The sequence below is a fragment of the Bacillus sp. RC51 genome, from assembly GCF_044908115.1.
Lineage (GTDB): Bacteria > Bacillota > Bacilli > Bacillales > Bacillaceae_G > Bacillus_A > Bacillus_A mycoides.
In genome coordinates, this window is record NZ_JBIYCW010000006.1 from 221,511 (window position 1) to 239,057 (window position 17,547).

Here is a 17,547-nt window from a genome sequence, read left to right on the forward strand (position 1 = left end):
TTTTATATAGAAGAAACCGACTTTCATATAGAAGGTCGGTTATTTTTCTGTCTTGCAAATTATGAAAAAAAGGAGCAAAATAAAAAAGGTCCTGATCTATATAGGTACAAATGAAAATTTTTATACAGGGGCACTTTAAGTTAGCGAACTTAAAGTGTGTAAAATATACTGATAAACATAAAAGATGATGAATGAGAAAACGGGTGATTAAGTTGAATAGAGCGATCGGTGTTATTGATTCAGGAGTGGGCGGTTTAACAGTAGCGAAGGAATTAATTCGTCAGTTGCCGAAAGAGCGTATTATATATTTAGGGGATACAGCACGTTGCCCTTATGGTCCGCGTTCTCGTGAAGAAGTGCGTCAATTTACGTGGGAAATGACGGAGCATTTATTAGATTTAAATATCAAAATGTTAGTTATTGCGTGTAATACAGCAACTGCGGTTGTATTAGAAGAAATGCAGAAACAATTACCAATTCCAGTAGTTGGAGTTATTCATCCAGGATCACGTACAGCTTTAAAAGTGACAAATACGTATCATGTTGGGATTATTGGAACGATTGGAACAGTAAAAAGTGGCGCCTATGAAGAGGCACTAAAGTCTATTAATAACCGTGTTATGGTAGAAAGTTTAGCGTGCCCACCTTTCGTTGAGCTTGTAGAGAGTGGGAATTTCGAAAGTGAAATGGCGTATGAAGTTGTAAGAGAAACATTGCAACCGTTGAAAAGTACTGACATTGATACGCTTATTCTAGGATGTACACATTATCCTATTTTAGGTCCTGTTATTAAAAAGGTAATGGGGGATCAAGTACAATTAATTAGTTCGGGTGATGAAACAGCGCGTGAGGTAAGCACGATTTTATACCATAGTAAGATGTTAAATGAGGGAGAAGAACAAAGTGATCATCTCTTCTTAACGACTGGTAAAGTAGGCCTGTTTAAAGAAATTGCATCAAAGTGGTTCGGTCAGCCGATTGAAAATGTGAAGCATATCAATTTAGAAACAGAATAATAGTAGATTCATATAAGAGAACTCCTGAGAAATCAGGGGTTTTTTCTGTGTAAGTAGCTATAGCTTGTTCTAAAATATGAAACAGCTCGTATACATAATAGTACAAACTTAGATTTTAGGGGGGAATGGCATGCCTAAATCCACTTTTAAATGGGTTGTTGGTGCTACTGTGAGTGCGATTTTATTATCAGGGTGTGGCTTGTTAAATCAAGAGAAAGCGACAGAACAAATTGATCCGCCAAAAAAAGTTACGTATACAGAAGGTGAAAAGAAAGAAACTGCTAAAAAAGATAAACAAGAGCAAACAGTAAATAGAGAGTTATACCTCGTTGATAAAAATGGATATGTTGTACCGCAAACTATTGCAATGCCTACTCCGAAAGCGAATGAAGTTGTACAGCAAACGTTAGAGTATCTTGTGAAAGATGGACCAGTTACAAATTTATTGCCAAATGGATTTCGAGCAGTCCTTCCAGCGAATACGACGATGACCTTGAATTTGAAAAAAGGCGGGACAGCAGTAATTGATTTCTCTAAAGAAATGAAAAATTATTCAAAAGAAGAAGAACGTCAAATTGTTGAATCAGTAGCGTGGACTTTGACTCAATTTACAGAAATAAAACAAGTGCAGTTCCAAATAAATGGTGAAAAATTAGCGAAGATGCCTGTTGCGGGTACACCGCTTGGTGAAGGTGTAAGTCGTGCGAATGGAATTAACTTTGATGATGAACAAGTAGCAGATGTGACGCATACAAAACCGGTTACACTTTACTTTATGGCGCAAAATAATAAGCAGCAATATTACGTACCGGTAACAAGGCGCGTTGCAGAAGGAAAAGAAAATGATTACTCGGCAATTGTGGATGAGCTTGTAAAAGGTCCGATTCAAGGATCGCTACTAAATGATTTTAATCCAGGAGCTAAGCTTATTACGAATCCGAAAGTGAAGGACGGAAATATTACATTAAACTTTAATGAAAATATATTTGTGAACCCAGACAAAAATATGATTTCAAATTATGTGTTGAAATCGTTAGTCTTATCTTTAACGGAAAAACAAGGTGTGAAAAATGTTTCTATTGAAGTGAATGGGAAAGCAAATCTTATGGATGAGAAAGGTGAAAAGTTAATAAAACCTGTTAATCGTCCACAAAACGTGAATACAGGTAGTTTTTAATCGCGAATAATTTGATATACTTATGTAAGAAAGGGGAATTGCTTTTTGAGTTCCCCTTCTTTTATTGTTATACATATCGTACATTTAAATTTGGCTATACTAATGAGAGTATTTATGAGGGGGTTATTTTTATGCGAGTAGATGGTAGAGGAAAAGCAGAGCTACGCCATATACATATTCATACAAATTATTTAAAACATCCAGAGGGATCAGTACTAATTGAAGTTGGGGATACAAAGGTAATTTGTTCAGCGACAATTGAAGAGCGTGTACCGCCGTTTATGCGCGGAGAAGGAAAAGGCTGGGTAACAGCAGAATATTCAATGATTCCACGTGCGACAGAGCAACGTACAATCAGGGAGTCAAGTAAAGGGAAAGTAACAGGGCGCACAATGGAGATCCAGCGTTTAATTGGACGAGCATTGCGTGCGGTTGTTGATTTAGAAGCGCTTGGCGAAAGAACGGTTTGGATTGACTGCGATGTAATTCAAGCGGATGGCGGAACGAGAACAGCTTCTATTACAGGTGCTTATGTAGCGATGGTATTAGCTTTTGAAAAATTATTGAAAGCAGACAAAGTATCTAAAATTCCGGTGAAAGATTATTTAGCGGCAACGTCAGTAGGTGTTGTTGAAGAACAAGGTGTTGTTTTAGATTTAAATTATGCTGAAGATTCTAAAGCAGACGTTGATATGAACGTTATTATGACTGGAAAAGGTCAGTTTGTTGAAGTGCAAGGAACTGGAGAAGAAGCGACGTTTAGCAGAGCTGAATTAAATGAATTACTTGATGCTGCTGAACAAGGGATTTTCCAACTTGTTGAAAAGCAAAAAGAAGCATTAGGTGACATCGTATCTCATATAGAGTAGAGGTGGAAAATATGAAGCAAGTTGTTGTAGCGACGAAAAATCTTGGGAAAGTACGTGAGTTTGCTGAGTTATTTGAGAGATTTGACTTAGAAGTGAAATCTTTACACGATTTTCCTCATATTGAAGAAGTCGAAGAAACTGGTGAAACATTTGAAGAAAATGCAATTTTAAAGGCGGACAGTCTTAGTAGACAGTTGAATTCCATCGTAATTGCGGATGACTCTGGTCTTATTGTAGATGCCTTAAACGGGAAACCAGGTGTGTATTCAGCTCGTTTTGCTGGGGAGCCGAAAGATGATCAGGCGAATATAGATAAGGTGTTACAAGGGTTAACTGACTTCGATTTAGAAAAACGTACAGCTCGTTTTTACTGTGCGCTAGCAGTTGCTTTCCCTGAAGTGGATAAAGAGCCGGTTATTGTAAACGGAACGTGCGAAGGGAAAATTCTAGAACAGCGCCGCGGGGAAAATGGTTTCGGATACGATCCGATTTTTTATGTAGAAGAATATAAAAAATCGATGGCTGAGCTAAATTCGGATGAGAAAAATGCGATTAGTCACCGCGGACGCGCTCTTCGTAAATTAGAAGAAAAAATCCCAGAATGGTTTTTAGAAGAATAAGGGAGAGAGATTGATGAAAGCTTTAATCGTAAGCGATAGTCATAGCTCTGTGAAGGAATTACAGCAGTTAAAAGAGAATTACGCAGGGAAAGTAGATATCATGATTCATTGTGGTGATTCAGAGCTAACGCCTGCTCACGAAGAGCTACAAGGTTTCCAAGTTGTAAAAGGGAATTGTGATTATGCTAACTTTCAAGATGAAATTGTAACTGATGTAGATAGAATTCGTTTCTTAGTTGTACACGGTCATCGTCATAATGTGAAAATGACGTTACAAACGTTAGCGTATCATGCAGGAGAAGTAGGAGCGCAAGTAGCATGCTTTGGACATTCTCATATATTAGGGGCAGAATTAATTGATGGGATTTTATTTATTAATCCAGGAAGTATTTTGCTCCCGCGCTCTCGTGTGGAAAAAACATTCGCTTTATTAGAAATGGATGAAAATCATATAGAAGTTCGTTTTGAAACATTAGATGGACAGCTGGTGGAACAAGCAATTTTTAAAAGAGGATAAGAAAAATTATCCTCTTTTAAAAAAGTGTTGACTTTATAAGTAGTTATGAATATAATAAATATTGTCGATAGGGCAACGGCGCTAACGAAGAAAAATAAAATAACATATGCGGGTGTAGTTTAGTGGTAAAACAAGAGCCTTCCAAGCTCTGGTCGAGAGTTCGATTCTCTTCACCCGCTCCATGTCCCAGTAGCTCAGCCGGATAGAGCATACGCCTTCTAAGCGTACGGTCGGGAGTTCGAATCTCTCCTGGGACGCTAACAAAACCTTGTTATCTTTTGATAACAAGGTTTTTTGTTTGTTTTAAATTAGTTATTAATAAATTTTTCAAAGACAAAACCGTAATCTTTCACGTTATATTGCTTTTTCGTATCAACGAGCCAGTTAAAGGCGATCTCGTTCATCTCTTTAAACTGTTCTGCTAAATTTACTTGTGCATTTGAAATACGGCTAAAAGTGTTAGATGCCATATCTAAACTTTTATGCGCATACTGCAATGTAATATCGTTGTCGTATGAAATTTCTTCGATTTTAAGAAGAGCCTTATATAAATCTTTTAATTCTTCAATATGTTTTTTATGAACATCAATTGAGTAATGCTCATCTCCCATTTGAAATTTAATTTCTACATCTAAATCAATCGTTCCTGCAGTTTCAAGTGCTACGTTTTTAATTTGATATTTACTATAGCTAAAGCGGCGTAATGTACGTTTTTTGCTTGTGGCACTTGTACCATCTAGGTGAATTAATCCTTTGTTTGTGAAACAATATTCATCTGATTTTGATTTAATAAGAAAGTAAATTTTCTCCCCATCTTCATGCATTACGTAATCATCAGCATCGACCTTATCGTAATCTTTTGGTGTGATAACGGAACCTACATCGCTTAATCCTAAAACGTCAGCTGCCATTTTTTTGAACATATATAATCCCCCTTGTAAATTAAATTCTTAATTGTACAAAAATATATTAACATGATTTTAAATCTATTTTTGAAATCTTACAACTCTGTAAGGTAAGTGTAAGGAAGTTCGATGGTAACAAATTACTAATCCTATATAATGAAGATAACAACGATAAATGAGGAGGAAGAGATGATGAAAGGATTAATCGTAACGGGTTTAACAGTAGCTTTTGGGTTTGTGGCGTATGAAAAGTTAACATATGTAATTGATGTTGTAAAACATTTAGTAGCGTAGAAAAAACTGCCATGAGAGGGAAAGGGAATGAGTGAATGAATGGAATGGTTATTTGGAATTATAGGTACTTGTAGTGTAGTTTTATTGTTCTTTGTCCCGAGTGGTATACTCAGTTCGACAACGAGTTTGTTCTTTTTAAGTTTGTTTGCTTGTACGATGCTCATTATTATGTTTTTAATGAAGCGAAGTAAACCAATCTTCTATTTTAGCATGATTGTTATGGCAATTATTGTTCTCCAAATTATTACCCTTGTTATATACCCCACAATTATAAAAGCTTTCCATTAATGATGAACCCTCTGCCGTCTGTTGCTGAGGGTTTTTGTTTGTGAAAAATGAATTTCATTTAGAAGTTTGTTGCTTTTTTGTTATGAAAATAGAATATTCCTATATTTCAAATAAATGATTTTGGAATGTTGTGTTCTTATTACGCATTTGATATATTTACTTTGAAGATCATTAAAATCTAGAAAAAGAGGCGGACGTATGGATAAAAAAGAAAATACGGTCGTATTGTTTCCGCAACTATCAGAACGCTATATTGATAAAGGTTTTTTAGCGTTGAAAGAGCGGGAATTCGAAGATGCATTGCGCTGCTTTGAAATATTACGTCAGTATAATGCAGAAACGGAACAAACAGAATTAGCTTCCGTTATTTGTTTGCTAGAATTAAAACGTATGGAAGAAGCGAAAGAAAAATGTGAGCAGTTGCTTGAAACAGGAGCTGTATTATTTGGTGATATTCTTGAAACGTATGTAACTATTTTAGTTCAAACAAATGATTATGAAGGTGTCATTGAAACTGTTGAGGAAGTTTTGCAAACGAAAGATATAATTCCTGAGCAAAAGGAAAAATTGGCGCAGCTTGCTTTGTTTGCGCAAGGGATGCTGAATGAAGAAGATAAACCGCTAGTGGATTCGAATTTTGAATTAGAAGAATTTACCGATGGGCTTTTTGGAGAAAACTTTGGTCAAAAGCTAAGAGTGATCCAGAAACTTTCGTTAAAAGACCTGGATCTCGCACTTCCTACTTTAAAGAAATTTTTAATAGACGAAGATCAGCATCCTTATTTAAAAACTTCTATTTTGTATAAAATGGTAGAAAATCAAATAGAAGAAGAGATAGAAGTAGAGAAGTTTGGAAATACGATAAAGGTGATTCCAGCATTTACAGGTCATAATGAGGAGCAATCCGATAAAATTATACATAAATTCTCAAACCGATTAGAGCAAAATTATCCAGATATATTTAGTACGATGGTTACATACTGGAAAGAATTACAAATTAGCGTTTTTCCGTTCCCTCTATTAATGGATAAAGTAGAAATTTGGGCTGCTGTCTTAGAGAGAATTGGAAGAAAGCGTTTCGGATTGGCTATTGATGAAGAAGAACTTATGACAGCATACAATATTGAGTTTGAGGAATTTCATATTGCCTATCAATGGTTACTGCGCATTGAAAGAGAAGGGTATTTGCCCGTATAATTATGAAAAAGAATCGTTCAGTTATTGAAACGAGCACATTCTATGTTATAATGTAAGGGTTGCAAAAGGCAGAAATCTGCCTGTTTGTAAGAGAAGAGGAGTATAATTCTCTTACTTAATATGTTTCATATTAGTCTCGAACAAAATATACCGTAGTTGTCTTTTAGACAATTAGTAGATTGGAACATTGTATCTGAAAGCTTTTTGCTAGAGGGTTATTTGTACATTTGTTATTTCAAGAAAGAGATAATAAAAATTTTGATCTATAAAGGTATGTGCATACATTATTATAGTTGGAGGGAAAGAATAAATGTCTACAAAATGGGAAAAATTAGAAGGTAACGTTGGCGTTTTAACAATCGAAGTTGATGCTAAAGAAGTAAATAACTCTATCGACGCTGCATTCAAAAAAGTAGTAAAAACAATTAATGTACCAGGTTTCCGTAAAGGGAAAATGCCTCGTCCATTATTCGAACAACGCTTTGGTATTGAATCTTTATACCAAGATGCTTTAGATATCATCTTACCAAAAGCATACGGTGAAGCAATCGATGAAGCTGGTATCTTCCCAGTTGCTCATCCTGAGATTGACATCGAGAAATTCGAAAAAGGCCAAAACTTAATTTTCACTGCAAAAGTTACTGTAAAACCTGAAGTTAAATTAGGTGATTACAAAGGTTTAGCAGTAGAAAAAGTTGAAACAACTGTAACTGACGAGGATGTAGAGAACGAAGTAAAAGCTTTACAAGAGCGTCAAGCTGAACTAGTTGTTAAAGAAGAAGGAACTGCTGCAGATGGTGATACAGCTGTAATCGACTTCGAAGGTTTCGTTGATGGCGAAGCATTTGAAGGCGGAAAAGGCGAAAACTATTCTCTTGCAATCGGTTCTGGTACTTTCATCCCAGGTTTCGAAGAGCAAGTAATTGGTCTTAAATCTGGTGATTCTAAAGAAGTTGAAGTATCATTCCCAGAAGAGTACCATGCTGCTGAATTAGCTGGTAAACCAGCAACATTCAAAGTAACAATTCATGAAATCAAAACAAAAGAACTTCCTGAGTTAAACGACGAGTTCGCTAAAGATGCTGACGAAGAAGTTGCAACTCTTGATGAATTAAAAACAAAACTTCGTACAAACTTAGAAGAAGGCAAAAAGCACGAAGCTGAGCACAAAGTACGTGACGAAGTAGTAGAATTAGCTGCTGCTAACGCTGAAATCGACATTCCAGAAGCTATGATCGACACTGAGTTAGATCGTATGGTTCGTGAATTCGAGCAACGTTTAAGCCAACAAGGTATGAACCTTGAGCTTTACTACCAATTCACAGGTACTGACGCTGACAAATTAAAAGAGCAAATGAAAGAGGACGCACAAAAACGTGTAAGAATCAATCTTGTTCTTGAAGCTATCATTGAAGCTGAAAACATCGAAGTTACTGAAGAAGAAGTAACTGCAGAAGTTGAAAAAATGGCTGAAATGTACGGTATGCCAGTAGACGCTATCAAGCAAGCTCTTGGAAGCGTAGACGCTTTATCTGAAGACCTTAAAGTGCGTAAAGCTGTAGACTTCTTAGTAGACAACGCTGCATAATAAAATAACAAGGCGCGATTTTAATCGTGCCTTGTTTTATAAATATAGAAATATATTTATAAAACTTTTCGATGAAGAAGGAAAAGTGCCTTTGTAAGTCGAATATACATATTTCAAAAGTTTTAAAATTTTTTTATTTGTACATAACTAGTCATATTATTTGTATTTCTCGCTACGTAGTGACATAATATGTATTTACATACGATACATTTATCGTGTACATACGAAGGCAAGAGGTTAGCACTTTGTAAGGGGTGTGAAAATATGTTTAAATTTAATGATGAAAAAGGTCAATTAAAATGTTCTTTCTGTGGTAAAACACAAACGCAAGTTCGAAAGTTAGTTGCAGGTCCAGGTGTTTACATTTGTGACGAGTGTATCGAGCTTTGTACTGAAATTGTACAAGAGGAGCTTGCGAAGGACGAAGAAGTAGAATTCAAAGATGTACCGAAACCGGTAGAAATTCGTGAAATCTTAGATGAGTATGTCATCGGACAAGATAACGCGAAAAAAGCACTAGCGGTAGCGGTATATAACCATTACAAACGCATTAATTCTAACAGCAAAATTGATGATGTAGAATTAGCGAAGAGTAATATTTCACTTATTGGGCCAACTGGTAGTGGTAAAACATTATTGGCACAAACATTAGCGCGTATTTTAAATGTTCCATTTGCAATCGCGGACGCAACATCTTTAACAGAAGCTGGATACGTTGGGGAAGATGTAGAAAACATCTTACTAAAACTAATTCAAGCGGCTGATTACGATGTAGAAAAAGCGGAAAAAGGAATTATTTATATTGATGAGATTGATAAAGTGGCACGTAAGTCCGAAAATCCATCAATTACACGTGATGTATCTGGTGAAGGTGTACAGCAGGCACTTCTGAAAATTTTAGAAGGTACTGTAGCAAGCGTTCCACCTCAAGGTGGTCGTAAGCACCCGCATCAAGAGTTTATTCAAATTGATACAACGAACATCCTATTCATTTGTGGTGGAGCGTTTGATGGCATCGAGCCTATTATTAAACGTCGCCTTGGTGAGAAAGTAATTGGATTTGGTGCTGAGAAGAAAAATGCTGATGTAAATGAGAAGCATGTTTTATCTCACGTTTTACCAGAGGATCTTTTAAGATTCGGTTTAATTCCGGAGTTTATCGGTCGTCTTCCAGTTATTGCGAACCTAGAGCCGCTTGATGAAGATGCTCTTGTAGATATTTTAACTAAACCGAAAAATGCACTTGTTAAGCAATTCCAAAAATTATTGGAGCTTGACGATGTTGAGTTAGAGTTTGAAGAAGGTGCACTAGTTGAGATTGCGAAAAAAGCAATTGAACGTAAAACAGGTGCTCGTGGACTTCGTTCTATTATTGAAGGCTTGATGCTTGATGTAATGTTCGAACTTCCATCTCGCAAAGATATCGAGAAGTGTATTCTTACGAAAGAAACAGTAGCTGATAATGAACCACCGAAATTGGTGTTACAAGACGGTACTGTACTTGATACAAAAACATCTGCATAATGCGAAGAAGAAACAGCAATTTTTATAATTGCTGTTTTTCTTTATGTTTAGCACTATTCCTCCCAGGAAATACTAAAAGGTAAAACATAGCGGGAGGAAATGAATTATGAGCTGGACAAATATATTTTTACTTGTTCAACTTGTTTTTGGCGTAATTGTCGGATTGTATTTTTGGCATTTACTTCGAAATCAGCGAACACAAAAAGTTTCAATTGATCGAGAATCTAAAAAAGAATTAGAGCAGCTTCGTAAAATGCGTGAGGTTTCTTTAACAGAGCCGCTTGCGGAAAAGGTACGTCCTACATCCTTTATAGACATTGTAGGGCAAGAAGACGGGATTAAGTCGTTAAAAGCGGCTCTTTGTGGTCCTAATCCGCAACATGTGATCATATACGGTCCGCCAGGTGTCGGAAAGACAGCGGCAGCACGCCTGGTATTAGAAGAAGCGAAACGAAATCCGAAATCTCCATTTCGTACAAATGCAACATTTATCGAACTTGATGCGACGACAGCTAGGTTTGATGAGCGTGGTATTGCGGATCCATTAATTGGTTCAGTGCATGATCCTATTTATCAAGGAGCAGGTGCAATGGGACAAGCGGGTATCCCGCAACCGAAAAAAGGGGCTGTAACAGATGCGCATGGTGGTATTTTGTTCATTGATGAGATTGGTGAATTACATCCAATTCAAATGAATAAAATGCTAAAAGTGTTAGAAGATCGGAAAGTGTTTTTGGAAAGTGCGTATTATAGTGAAGAAAATTCGATGATTCCAACGTATATACATGATATTTTTCAAAAAGGTTTACCTGCAGATTTTCGCTTAGTTGGTGCAACGACACGTTCACCAGAGGAAATTCCTCCTGCAATTAGGTCGCGTTGTTTAGAAGTGTTCTTCCGTGAGTTAGATACAGAAGAAATTCAAAAAGTAGCGAAAAATGCAGCTGACAAAGTGGAGATGCAAGTAGGTGAGAACGGTATCGAAATGATTGGAATGTATGCAAGAAATGGGCGAGAAGCAATTAATCTCGTGCAAATTTCTGCTGGTATGGCGATAAATGAAGAACGACCTTTCATTAAAGATGAAGATATTGAATGGGTTGTTCATTCTAGTCAGCTTACACCAAAGTACGAAAAACGTATTTATCCAATCCCGAGAATCGGTCTTGTGAACGGGCTTGCTGTATATGGGCCGAATACAGGTGCGTTATTAGAAATTGAGGTAACAGCTATTCCTGCGAAAGATAAAGGATCAGTAAATGTCACTGGAATTGTAGAAGAGGAAAGTATTGGAAATCAAACGAAATCGATTCGTCGCAAAAGTATGGCGAAAGGCTCTGTTGATAATGTGTTAACAGTACTTCGTTCTCTAGATGTGTTGCCAGAAGGGTATGATATACATATTAATTTTCCTGGTGGTATCCCGATTGATGGTCCTTCAGCAGGTATTGCTATGGCAACAGGTGTCTATTCAGCAGTGCATCGTACGTATGTGAATAATGAAGTAGCGATGACAGGTGAGATAAGTATCCACGGAGAAGTGAAGCCTATTGGTGGTGTGTACGCAAAAATAAAAGCTGCGAAAAAAGCGGGAGCTAAGAAAGTCATCATTCCGGCTGAAAACATGCAACCATTTTTGTATACAATAAAGGGAATTGAGATCATTCCTGTTCGCAAATTAAAAGAAGTATTTGAATTAACATTTATGCAGGAAAATATGCATCGTGAGCTTGATGCACATAATGATTTGGACGAAACAGATGCACAATCAATGTGAGAATATACAATAATAAAAATTTGCCAGACTTCGTTTAAGTTTGTATGCTTAAGCGGAGTCTTTTTTCTTTTCGTGAGGCACAAAAAAACAGGGGATTAACAATTGCGAAGAATCTCTGCAATTGCATCTAGATGTATTGTAATATAAAATAGTTGAACAGGAGTTTAATTTATTATGGAGGTGCTATGTCTAGTATGAATACGAATGAAAGAATTGTGCCCCTCCTACCATTAAGAGGCATTCTCGTATATCCAACGATGGTTCTGCATCTTGATGTAGGACGTGATAAATCGATACAAGCACTAGAGCAGGCGGCAATGGATGAAAATATCATCTTTTTAGCAATGCAAAAAGAAATGAATATCGACGATCCGAAAGAAGATGACATATATAGTGTAGGTACAGTGGCGAAAGTGAAGCAAATGTTAAAATTGCCGAACGGTACGCTTCGTGTCCTTGTAGAAGGTTTACATAGAGCAGAAGTAGTAGAGTTTATCGAAGAAGAAAATATAGTGCAAGTTTCTATTAAAACGGTAACGGAAGAAGTAGAAGATGATTTAGAAGAGAAGGCTCTTATGCGTACGTTACTGGAGCATTTCGAACAATATATTAAAGTTTCGAAAAAAGTTTCAAATGAAACATTTGCAACGGTAGCTGATGTAGAAGAACCGGGAAGACTAGCTGATTTAATTGCTTCTCACTTACCAATTAAAACGAAGCAGAAACAAGAGATTTTAGAGATTGTATCTGTGAAAGAACGACTACATACACTTATTTCAATTATTCAAGATGAACAAGAGTTACTTAGCCTAGAAAAGAAAATTGGACAAAAAGTGAAACGTTCAATGGAGCGCACGCAAAAAGAATATTTCTTACGTGAGCAAATGAAGGCAATTCAAACTGAACTTGGTGATAAAGAAGGCAAGGGCGGGGAAGTTGAAGAACTTCGTGAGAAAATTGAACAGTCGGGAATGCCTGAAGAAACAATGCAGGCTGCACTGAAAGAATTAGATCGTTATGAAAAATTACCTGTAAGTTCTGCTGAGAGTGGTGTCATTCGTAATTATATTGATTGGTTATTAGCTCTCCCATGGACAACAGCAACAGAGGATATGATTGACCTCGCTCATTCGGAAGAAATTTTAAATAAAGATCATTACGGTCTTGAAAAAGTGAAAGAACGAGTACTTGAATATTTAGCTGTACAGAAGTTAACGAATTCATTAAAAGGACCAATTCTTTGTCTAGTAGGACCTCCTGGGGTTGGGAAAACTTCGTTAGCACGTTCTATTGCAACATCGTTAAATCGTAATTTTGTACGTGTTTCTCTTGGTGGTGTGCGTGATGAATCTGAAATTCGTGGTCACCGTCGTACATATGTAGGAGCGATGCCAGGACGTATTATTCAAGGTATGAAAAAGGCGAAAACAGTTAATCCAGTCTTCTTATTAGATGAGATTGATAAAATGTCTAACGATTTCAGGGGAGACCCATCAGCGGCGTTACTTGAAGTGTTAGATCCAGAACAAAACCATAACTTCAGTGATCATTACATTGAAGAGCCATATGATTTATCGAAAGTTATGTTCGTTGCAACTGCTAATACACTTGCAAGTGTTCCGGGCCCATTGCTTGATCGTATGGAAATCATTTCAATTGCTGGTTATACAGAACTTGAAAAGGTGCATATTGCTCGTGAGCATTTATTGCCGAAACAATTAAAAGAGCACGGTTTGCGAAAAGGTAATTTGCAAGTACGTGATGAAGCGCTTCTTGAAATTATTCGTTATTATACACGCGAGGCTGGTGTTCGTACGTTAGAGCGTCAAATTGCAAAAGTTTGCCGTAAAGCAGCAAAAATTATCGTTACAGCAGAACGCAAGCGCATTGTTGTAACAGAGAAAAATATTGTTGATTTACTTGGTAAGCATATATTCCGTTATGGTCAAGCTGAAAAAACAGACCAAGTTGGTATGGCAACAGGTTTAGCTTACACAGCAGCGGGCGGCGATACACTTGCAATTGAAGTGTCTGTAGCGCCAGGAAAAGGGAAATTAATTTTAACAGGGAAACTTGGGGATGTTATGAAAGAATCCGCACAAGCCGCGTTTAGCTATATTCGTTCTCGTGCAGAAGAACTTCATATTGATCCGGATTTCCATGAGAAAAACGATATTCATATTCATGTTCCAGAAGGAGCAGTTCCAAAAGATGGACCGTCAGCAGGTATTACGATGGCAACGGCACTTATTTCTGCACTAACAGGTATTCCTGTAAGTAAAGAAGTTGGTATGACAGGTGAAATTACACTTCGTGGTCGTGTATTACCGATTGGTGGTTTGAAAGAAAAAACATTAAGTGCTCACCGCGCGGGATTAACAAAAATTATTTTACCGGCGGAAAATGAGAAAGATTTAGATGATATTCCAGAGAGCGTAAAAGAAAACCTTACGTTTGTGCTTGCATCTCATTTAGACGAAGTATTGGAGCACGCATTAGTAGGAGTGAAACAATGAAAGTAACAAAAGCAGATATTGTAATTAGTGCCGTTAAACCGGAACAATATCCAGACAGTGATTTACCAGAAATTGCCTTAGCAGGTCGTTCTAATGTCGGGAAGTCTTCCTTTATTAATAAAATTTTAAATCGTAAAAAGTTAGTACGTATTTCTTCTAAACCAGGAAAAACGCAAACGCTGAACTTTTTCTTAATCAATGAAATGATGCATTTTGTTGACGTTCCAGGTTATGGATATGCGAAAGTATCTAAAACAGAGCGCGCGGCATGGGGCAGAATGATTGAGACTTACTTTACAACACGTACGCAATTAGACGCAGCTGTATTAGTAGTTGATTTACGTCACCAACCAACAAAAGATGACATTATGATGTATGATTTCTTAAAGCATTATGAAATCCCAACAATTATTATTGCAACGAAAGCCGATAAAATTCCGAAAGGGAAATGGCAAAAGCATTTAAAAGTTGTAAAAGAAACGCTTGCTGTTGAAATTGGCGATGAAATCGTTCTATTCTCTTCTGAAACAGGACTTGGAAAAGAAGAAGCATGGAAAGCAATTCATAAAATGACAAAAACAAAAAACGCGTGACGAATGTCGCGCGTTTTTTTTTATTTACTAAACTTTTAGCGTACGTTTAATGTAACTTCAATATTTCCTCTTGTTGCTTTAGAGTAAGGACATACACCGTGAGCGGCTTCTACAAGTTCTTGTGCTTCGGCATGAGAAACACCAGCAACATGTACGTCAAGTACAGCAGATAGTCCGAAACCACCATCTGTATCTTTACCGATAGAAACGTGTGCAGTCACTTCTGTACTTTCCACCTTCATACGTTTTGTACGAATTACAAGTTGCAATGCACTATCAAAGCAAGCCGCATAACCAGCTGCAAATAATTGTTCTGGATTTGTTGCTTCTCCGCCTGCGCCACCTAGTGCTTTTGGCATTTTTACATCAAGATTTAATATGCCATCATCTGAAACTACCTTACCGTTTCTTCCACCTGTTGCTGTTACTGAAGCAGTATATAATTTATCCATGTTTATTCCCCTTTTCTGTCATTAATTTTTTTCATTGTTTCAATTAATGTGTTTAATTGGATTAATAAAGAATGATATTCTTGCTCTGTAATTCCTAAATTTGTAGCCATCGTTGTTGGTAATGAACAAGCTATTTCTTTTAAATCTTTACCTTGTTCTGTTAATTCAATACAAACTTTTCGCTCGTCTTCTTTTGAACGAACACGTTGTACAAGTTTTAATGATTCCATCCGTTTTAACATAGGTGTTAAAGTACCAGAATCTAAAAATAGACGTTCTCCAATTTCTTTCACTGTTAGTCCGTCTTGTTCCCAGAGTACGAGTAAAGTAATGTACTGGGGATACGTAATGCCCATTTCTTCTAAATAGGGGCGGTAAAAGCGGGTAACCTCTCTAGAACAAGCGTAAATAGAAAAACAAAGTTGGTTATCTAGATGCAAAGGATTTTCTTTCATAGGCAACTCCTTGTGTTTTTAAGTTGTGCGCAATTTAATTTTGTAAAACCAATATAACGAAAAAGAAATACAATGTCAAATGCATTGCATCGAGAAAGTGAGTACTATATTTTGGAACAATCATACATATTTTCCTTCATGATGAAAGAAGATAGAAAAGATGATGTTATAATTAATATGGAATAGTTTCCATCACTTGATTATGAGGACTTTTTTTGGTAACGTACAAATAGAGTTATTATTTTATAATTATTATAAAGTAGAAAGTTCTTTATTAATCTTACTGAAGCTCCTTTATTACATATGGAGAATAAATAAAAAATAATCAGTTGTTCACACGATTGTCAGATTCATAAGAGGAAAGTTGTATTATGATAGTAGATAAAGTGATAAAACGGGTGAAGGGGGACATGCTGCGTGCATATTCTTGTTGTTAGTGTAAATTATCGAACAGCCCCTGTAGAATTTCGTGAGAAACTCACATTTCAGGCAGCAGAGCTAGAGCAAGCAATGACTACATTACAAAACCAAAAGAGCGTGCTAGAAAATGTCATTGTATCAACTTGTAATCGCACTGAGATTTACGCTGTTGTCGATCAATTACACACGGGACGGTATTACATTAAGAAGTTTTTAGCTGATTGGTTTCAGCTTGAAATAGAAGAAGTCGCACCATACTTGTCTATTTTTGAACAAGATGGCGCAATAGATCATTTATTCCGCGTAACGTGCGGTTTGGATTCTATGGTTGTTGGAGAGACGCAAATTTTAGGTCAAATAAAAGATAGCTTTTTAGAAGCACAACAAGTAAAAGCGACAGGTACAATTTTTAATGAGTTGTTTAAGCAAGTGGTTACGTTAGCAAAACGTGCGCACTCAGAAACAACGATTGGTGAAAGTGCGATGTCTGTTAGTTATGCTGCTGTTGAGCTCGGAAAGAAAATATTTGGCGATTTAACAGATTGTCATGTACTTATTCTTGGTGCGGGTAAGATGGGTGAACTTGCACTGCAAAACTTATATGGAAGTGGAGCTCGTAAAGTAACGGTTATGAATAGGACGCTTACGAAAGCGGAAGTGATGGCTGAGAAATATATGGGACATGCAAAGCCTTTAAGTGAATTGCAATGTGCATTATTAGAAGCGGATATTTTAATTAGTTCAACGGGTGCGTCAGAATATGTCATTACGAAAGAAATGATGACAAAAGTAGAGAGAATGCGCTCTGGTCGTCCGTTATTTATGGTTGATATTGCAGTACCACGTGATATTGATCCGGCGATTGATGAATTAGAAGGCTCTTTCTTATATGATATCGACGATCTGCAAGGTGTAGTTGAAGCAAACCGTGCTGAACGTTTAAAAGAAGCAGAGAAAATTCAATTTATGATTGAAGAAGAAATGGTTTTATTTAAAACGTGGTTAAGTACGCTTGGTGTTGTACCGTTAATATCAGCTCTTCGTGATAAAGCGCTAGCAATTCAAAGTGATACGATGGAAAGTCTTGAGCGAAAAATACCAAACCTTAGTGATCGTGAGAAAAAAGTAATTAGTAAACATACGAAAAGTATTATTAACCAATTGTTAAAAGACCCAATTTTAGTAGCTAAAGAATTAGCTGTTGAAGAGGGAGCTGGCGAAAAATTAGCTTTATTTGCGAAGATTTTTGATTTAGAAGTGGAAGAAGCGGGAAATACGGAAGAAGTAGAACATAAAAGAGCGTGGACACCATCCGTTCCATCTTTATAACTTGGAAGGA

Annotated in this window: 16 protein-coding genes and 2 tRNA genes; 15 read left to right on the top strand and 3 right to left on the bottom strand. The window is 36.7% G+C overall.

The features are described 5' to 3' along the window. The first annotated feature begins 203 nt into the window (after positions 1–203). The 7 genes from racE to ABH959_RS15090 all read left to right on the top strand — a co-directional run bounded on the left by racE (position 204) and on the right by ABH959_RS15090 (position 4,456). Positions 204–1,016 (top strand): glutamate racemase, encoded by an 813-nt coding sequence (gene racE / locus ABH959_RS15060; protein WP_404492782.1) that lies wholly within the window; start codon positions 204–206, stop codon positions 1,014–1,016. Between the two features lie 130 nt (positions 1,017–1,146). Then, a complete protein-coding gene (locus tag ABH959_RS15065; protein WP_113935655.1) occupies positions 1,147–2,193 on the top strand; it encodes a GerMN domain-containing protein in 1,047 nt (348 codons plus the stop codon). A gap of 131 nt (positions 2,194–2,324) precedes the next feature. Beyond that, complete coding sequence (gene rph, locus ABH959_RS15070; protein ID WP_404492783.1) at positions 2,325–3,062, top strand: ribonuclease PH; 738 nt, start codon at positions 2,325–2,327, stop codon at positions 3,060–3,062. An 11-nt stretch (positions 3,063–3,073) separates the two neighbouring features. Beyond that, positions 3,074–3,682: an XTP/dITP diphosphatase gene (locus ABH959_RS15075; RefSeq protein WP_113935654.1), complete on the top strand. Its 609-nt coding sequence runs from the start codon at positions 3,074–3,076 to the stop codon at positions 3,680–3,682. A gap of 13 nt (positions 3,683–3,695) precedes the next feature. Then, the gene (locus ABH959_RS15080) at positions 3,696–4,199 is read left to right on the top strand and encodes a metallophosphoesterase (protein ID WP_404492784.1); all 504 of its coding nucleotides are present in this window, start codon (positions 3,696–3,698) and stop codon (positions 4,197–4,199) included. Positions 4,200–4,307: 108 nt separating this feature from the next. Continuing rightward, positions 4,308–4,381: transfer RNA gene (locus ABH959_RS15085), tRNA-Gly, on the top strand. Position 4,382: 1 nt separating this feature from the next. After that, positions 4,383–4,456 (top strand) — tRNA-Arg (locus ABH959_RS15090). Between the two features lie 51 nt (positions 4,457–4,507). Here ABH959_RS15090 and ABH959_RS15095 read toward each other — a convergent pair. Next, a complete protein-coding gene (locus ABH959_RS15095) occupies positions 4,508–5,122 on the bottom strand; it encodes a PH domain-containing protein (RefSeq protein WP_000473870.1) in 615 nt (204 codons plus the stop codon). A 315-nt stretch (positions 5,123–5,437) separates the two neighbouring features. Between ABH959_RS15095 and ABH959_RS15100 the strand changes: the two genes are divergently transcribed. From ABH959_RS15100 to yihA, 7 genes are all read left to right on the top strand, one after another. Further along, positions 5,438–5,686: a hypothetical protein gene (locus ABH959_RS15100; protein ID WP_001983650.1), complete on the top strand. Its 249-nt coding sequence runs from the start codon at positions 5,438–5,440 to the stop codon at positions 5,684–5,686. Positions 5,687–5,884: 198 nt separating this feature from the next. Beyond that, positions 5,885–6,883 carry a hypothetical protein gene (locus ABH959_RS15105; protein WP_002067360.1) on the top strand — a complete coding sequence of 333 codons (999 nt, stop codon included), beginning with the start codon at positions 5,885–5,887 and terminating at the stop codon, positions 6,881–6,883. Between the two features lie 310 nt (positions 6,884–7,193). After that, entirely contained in the window at positions 7,194–8,471 is a 1,278-nt protein-coding gene (gene tig / locus ABH959_RS15110; protein ID WP_002034203.1) for a trigger factor, read from the top strand. 264 nt (positions 8,472–8,735) lie between these two features. Further along, positions 8,736–9,995, top strand: coding sequence for an ATP-dependent protease ATP-binding subunit ClpX (clpX, locus tag ABH959_RS15115; protein WP_000472285.1), 1,260 nt, complete (start codon positions 8,736–8,738; stop codon positions 9,993–9,995). A gap of 106 nt (positions 9,996–10,101) precedes the next feature. Further along, positions 10,102–11,772 carry an ATP-dependent protease LonB gene (lonB, locus tag ABH959_RS15120; protein ID WP_002034202.1) on the top strand — a complete coding sequence of 557 codons (1,671 nt, stop codon included), beginning with the start codon at positions 10,102–10,104 and terminating at the stop codon, positions 11,770–11,772. A gap of 185 nt (positions 11,773–11,957) precedes the next feature. Next, positions 11,958–14,288, top strand: a complete 2,331-nt coding sequence (gene lon / locus ABH959_RS15125; RefSeq protein ID WP_219303602.1) for an endopeptidase La — start codon at positions 11,958–11,960, stop codon at positions 14,286–14,288. Beyond that, a complete protein-coding gene (gene yihA / locus ABH959_RS15130; protein WP_002088829.1) occupies positions 14,285–14,881 on the top strand; it encodes a ribosome biogenesis GTP-binding protein YihA/YsxC in 597 nt (198 codons plus the stop codon). Before lon ends, yihA begins: the two co-directional genes overlap by 4 nt. A 35-nt stretch (positions 14,882–14,916) precedes the next feature. Here the strand turns inward: yihA and ABH959_RS15135 are convergent, their stop codons facing one another. Then, complete coding sequence (locus tag ABH959_RS15135) at positions 14,917–15,333, bottom strand: organic hydroperoxide resistance protein (RefSeq protein ID WP_002015349.1); 417 nt, start codon at positions 15,331–15,333, stop codon at positions 14,917–14,919. A gap of 2 nt (positions 15,334–15,335) precedes the next feature. Beyond that, on the bottom strand, positions 15,336–15,788 hold the full coding sequence (locus ABH959_RS15140; RefSeq protein ID WP_002015350.1) for a MarR family winged helix-turn-helix transcriptional regulator: 453 nt from the start codon (positions 15,786–15,788) through the stop codon (positions 15,336–15,338). A gap of 417 nt (positions 15,789–16,205) precedes the next feature. Here ABH959_RS15140 and hemA point away from each other — a divergent pair, with 417 nt between their 5' ends. Continuing rightward, complete coding sequence (hemA, locus tag ABH959_RS15145) at positions 16,206–17,537, top strand: glutamyl-tRNA reductase (protein ID WP_002034196.1); 1,332 nt, start codon at positions 16,206–16,208, stop codon at positions 17,535–17,537. Positions 17,538–17,547: the final 10 nt, after the last annotated feature.

Bases quoted from the DNA above. Each gene is read 5' to 3' on its own strand.
- ABH959_RS15065 (WP_113935655.1), top strand. From the start codon at position 1,147: ATGCCTAAATCCACTTTTAAATGGGTTGTTGGTGCTACTGTGAGTGCG.
- rph (WP_404492783.1), top strand. From the start codon at position 2,325: ATGCGAGTAGATGGTAGAGGAAAAGCAGAGCTACGCCATATACATATT.
- ABH959_RS15075 (WP_113935654.1), top strand. From the start codon at position 3,074: ATGAAGCAAGTTGTTGTAGCGACGAAAAATCTTGGGAAAGTACGTGAG.
- ABH959_RS15080 (WP_404492784.1), top strand. From the start codon at position 3,696: ATGAAAGCTTTAATCGTAAGCGATAGTCATAGCTCTGTGAAGGAATTA.
- ABH959_RS15095 (WP_000473870.1), bottom strand. From the start codon at position 5,122: ATGTTCAAAAAAATGGCAGCTGACGTTTTAGGATTAAGCGATGTAGGT.
- ABH959_RS15100 (WP_001983650.1), top strand. From the start codon at position 5,438: ATGGAATGGTTATTTGGAATTATAGGTACTTGTAGTGTAGTTTTATTG.
- ABH959_RS15105 (WP_002067360.1), top strand. From the start codon at position 5,885: ATGGATAAAAAAGAAAATACGGTCGTATTGTTTCCGCAACTATCAGAA.
- tig (WP_002034203.1), top strand. From the start codon at position 7,194: ATGTCTACAAAATGGGAAAAATTAGAAGGTAACGTTGGCGTTTTAACA.
- clpX (WP_000472285.1), top strand. From the start codon at position 8,736: ATGTTTAAATTTAATGATGAAAAAGGTCAATTAAAATGTTCTTTCTGT.
- lonB (WP_002034202.1), top strand. From the start codon at position 10,102: ATGAGCTGGACAAATATATTTTTACTTGTTCAACTTGTTTTTGGCGTA.
- lon (WP_219303602.1), top strand. From the start codon at position 11,958: ATGTCTAGTATGAATACGAATGAAAGAATTGTGCCCCTCCTACCATTA.
- yihA (WP_002088829.1), top strand. From the start codon at position 14,285: ATGAAAGTAACAAAAGCAGATATTGTAATTAGTGCCGTTAAACCGGAA.
- ABH959_RS15135 (WP_002015349.1), bottom strand. From the start codon at position 15,333: ATGGATAAATTATATACTGCTTCAGTAACAGCAACAGGTGGAAGAAAC.
- ABH959_RS15140 (WP_002015350.1), bottom strand. From the start codon at position 15,788: ATGAAAGAAAATCCTTTGCATCTAGATAACCAACTTTGTTTTTCTATT.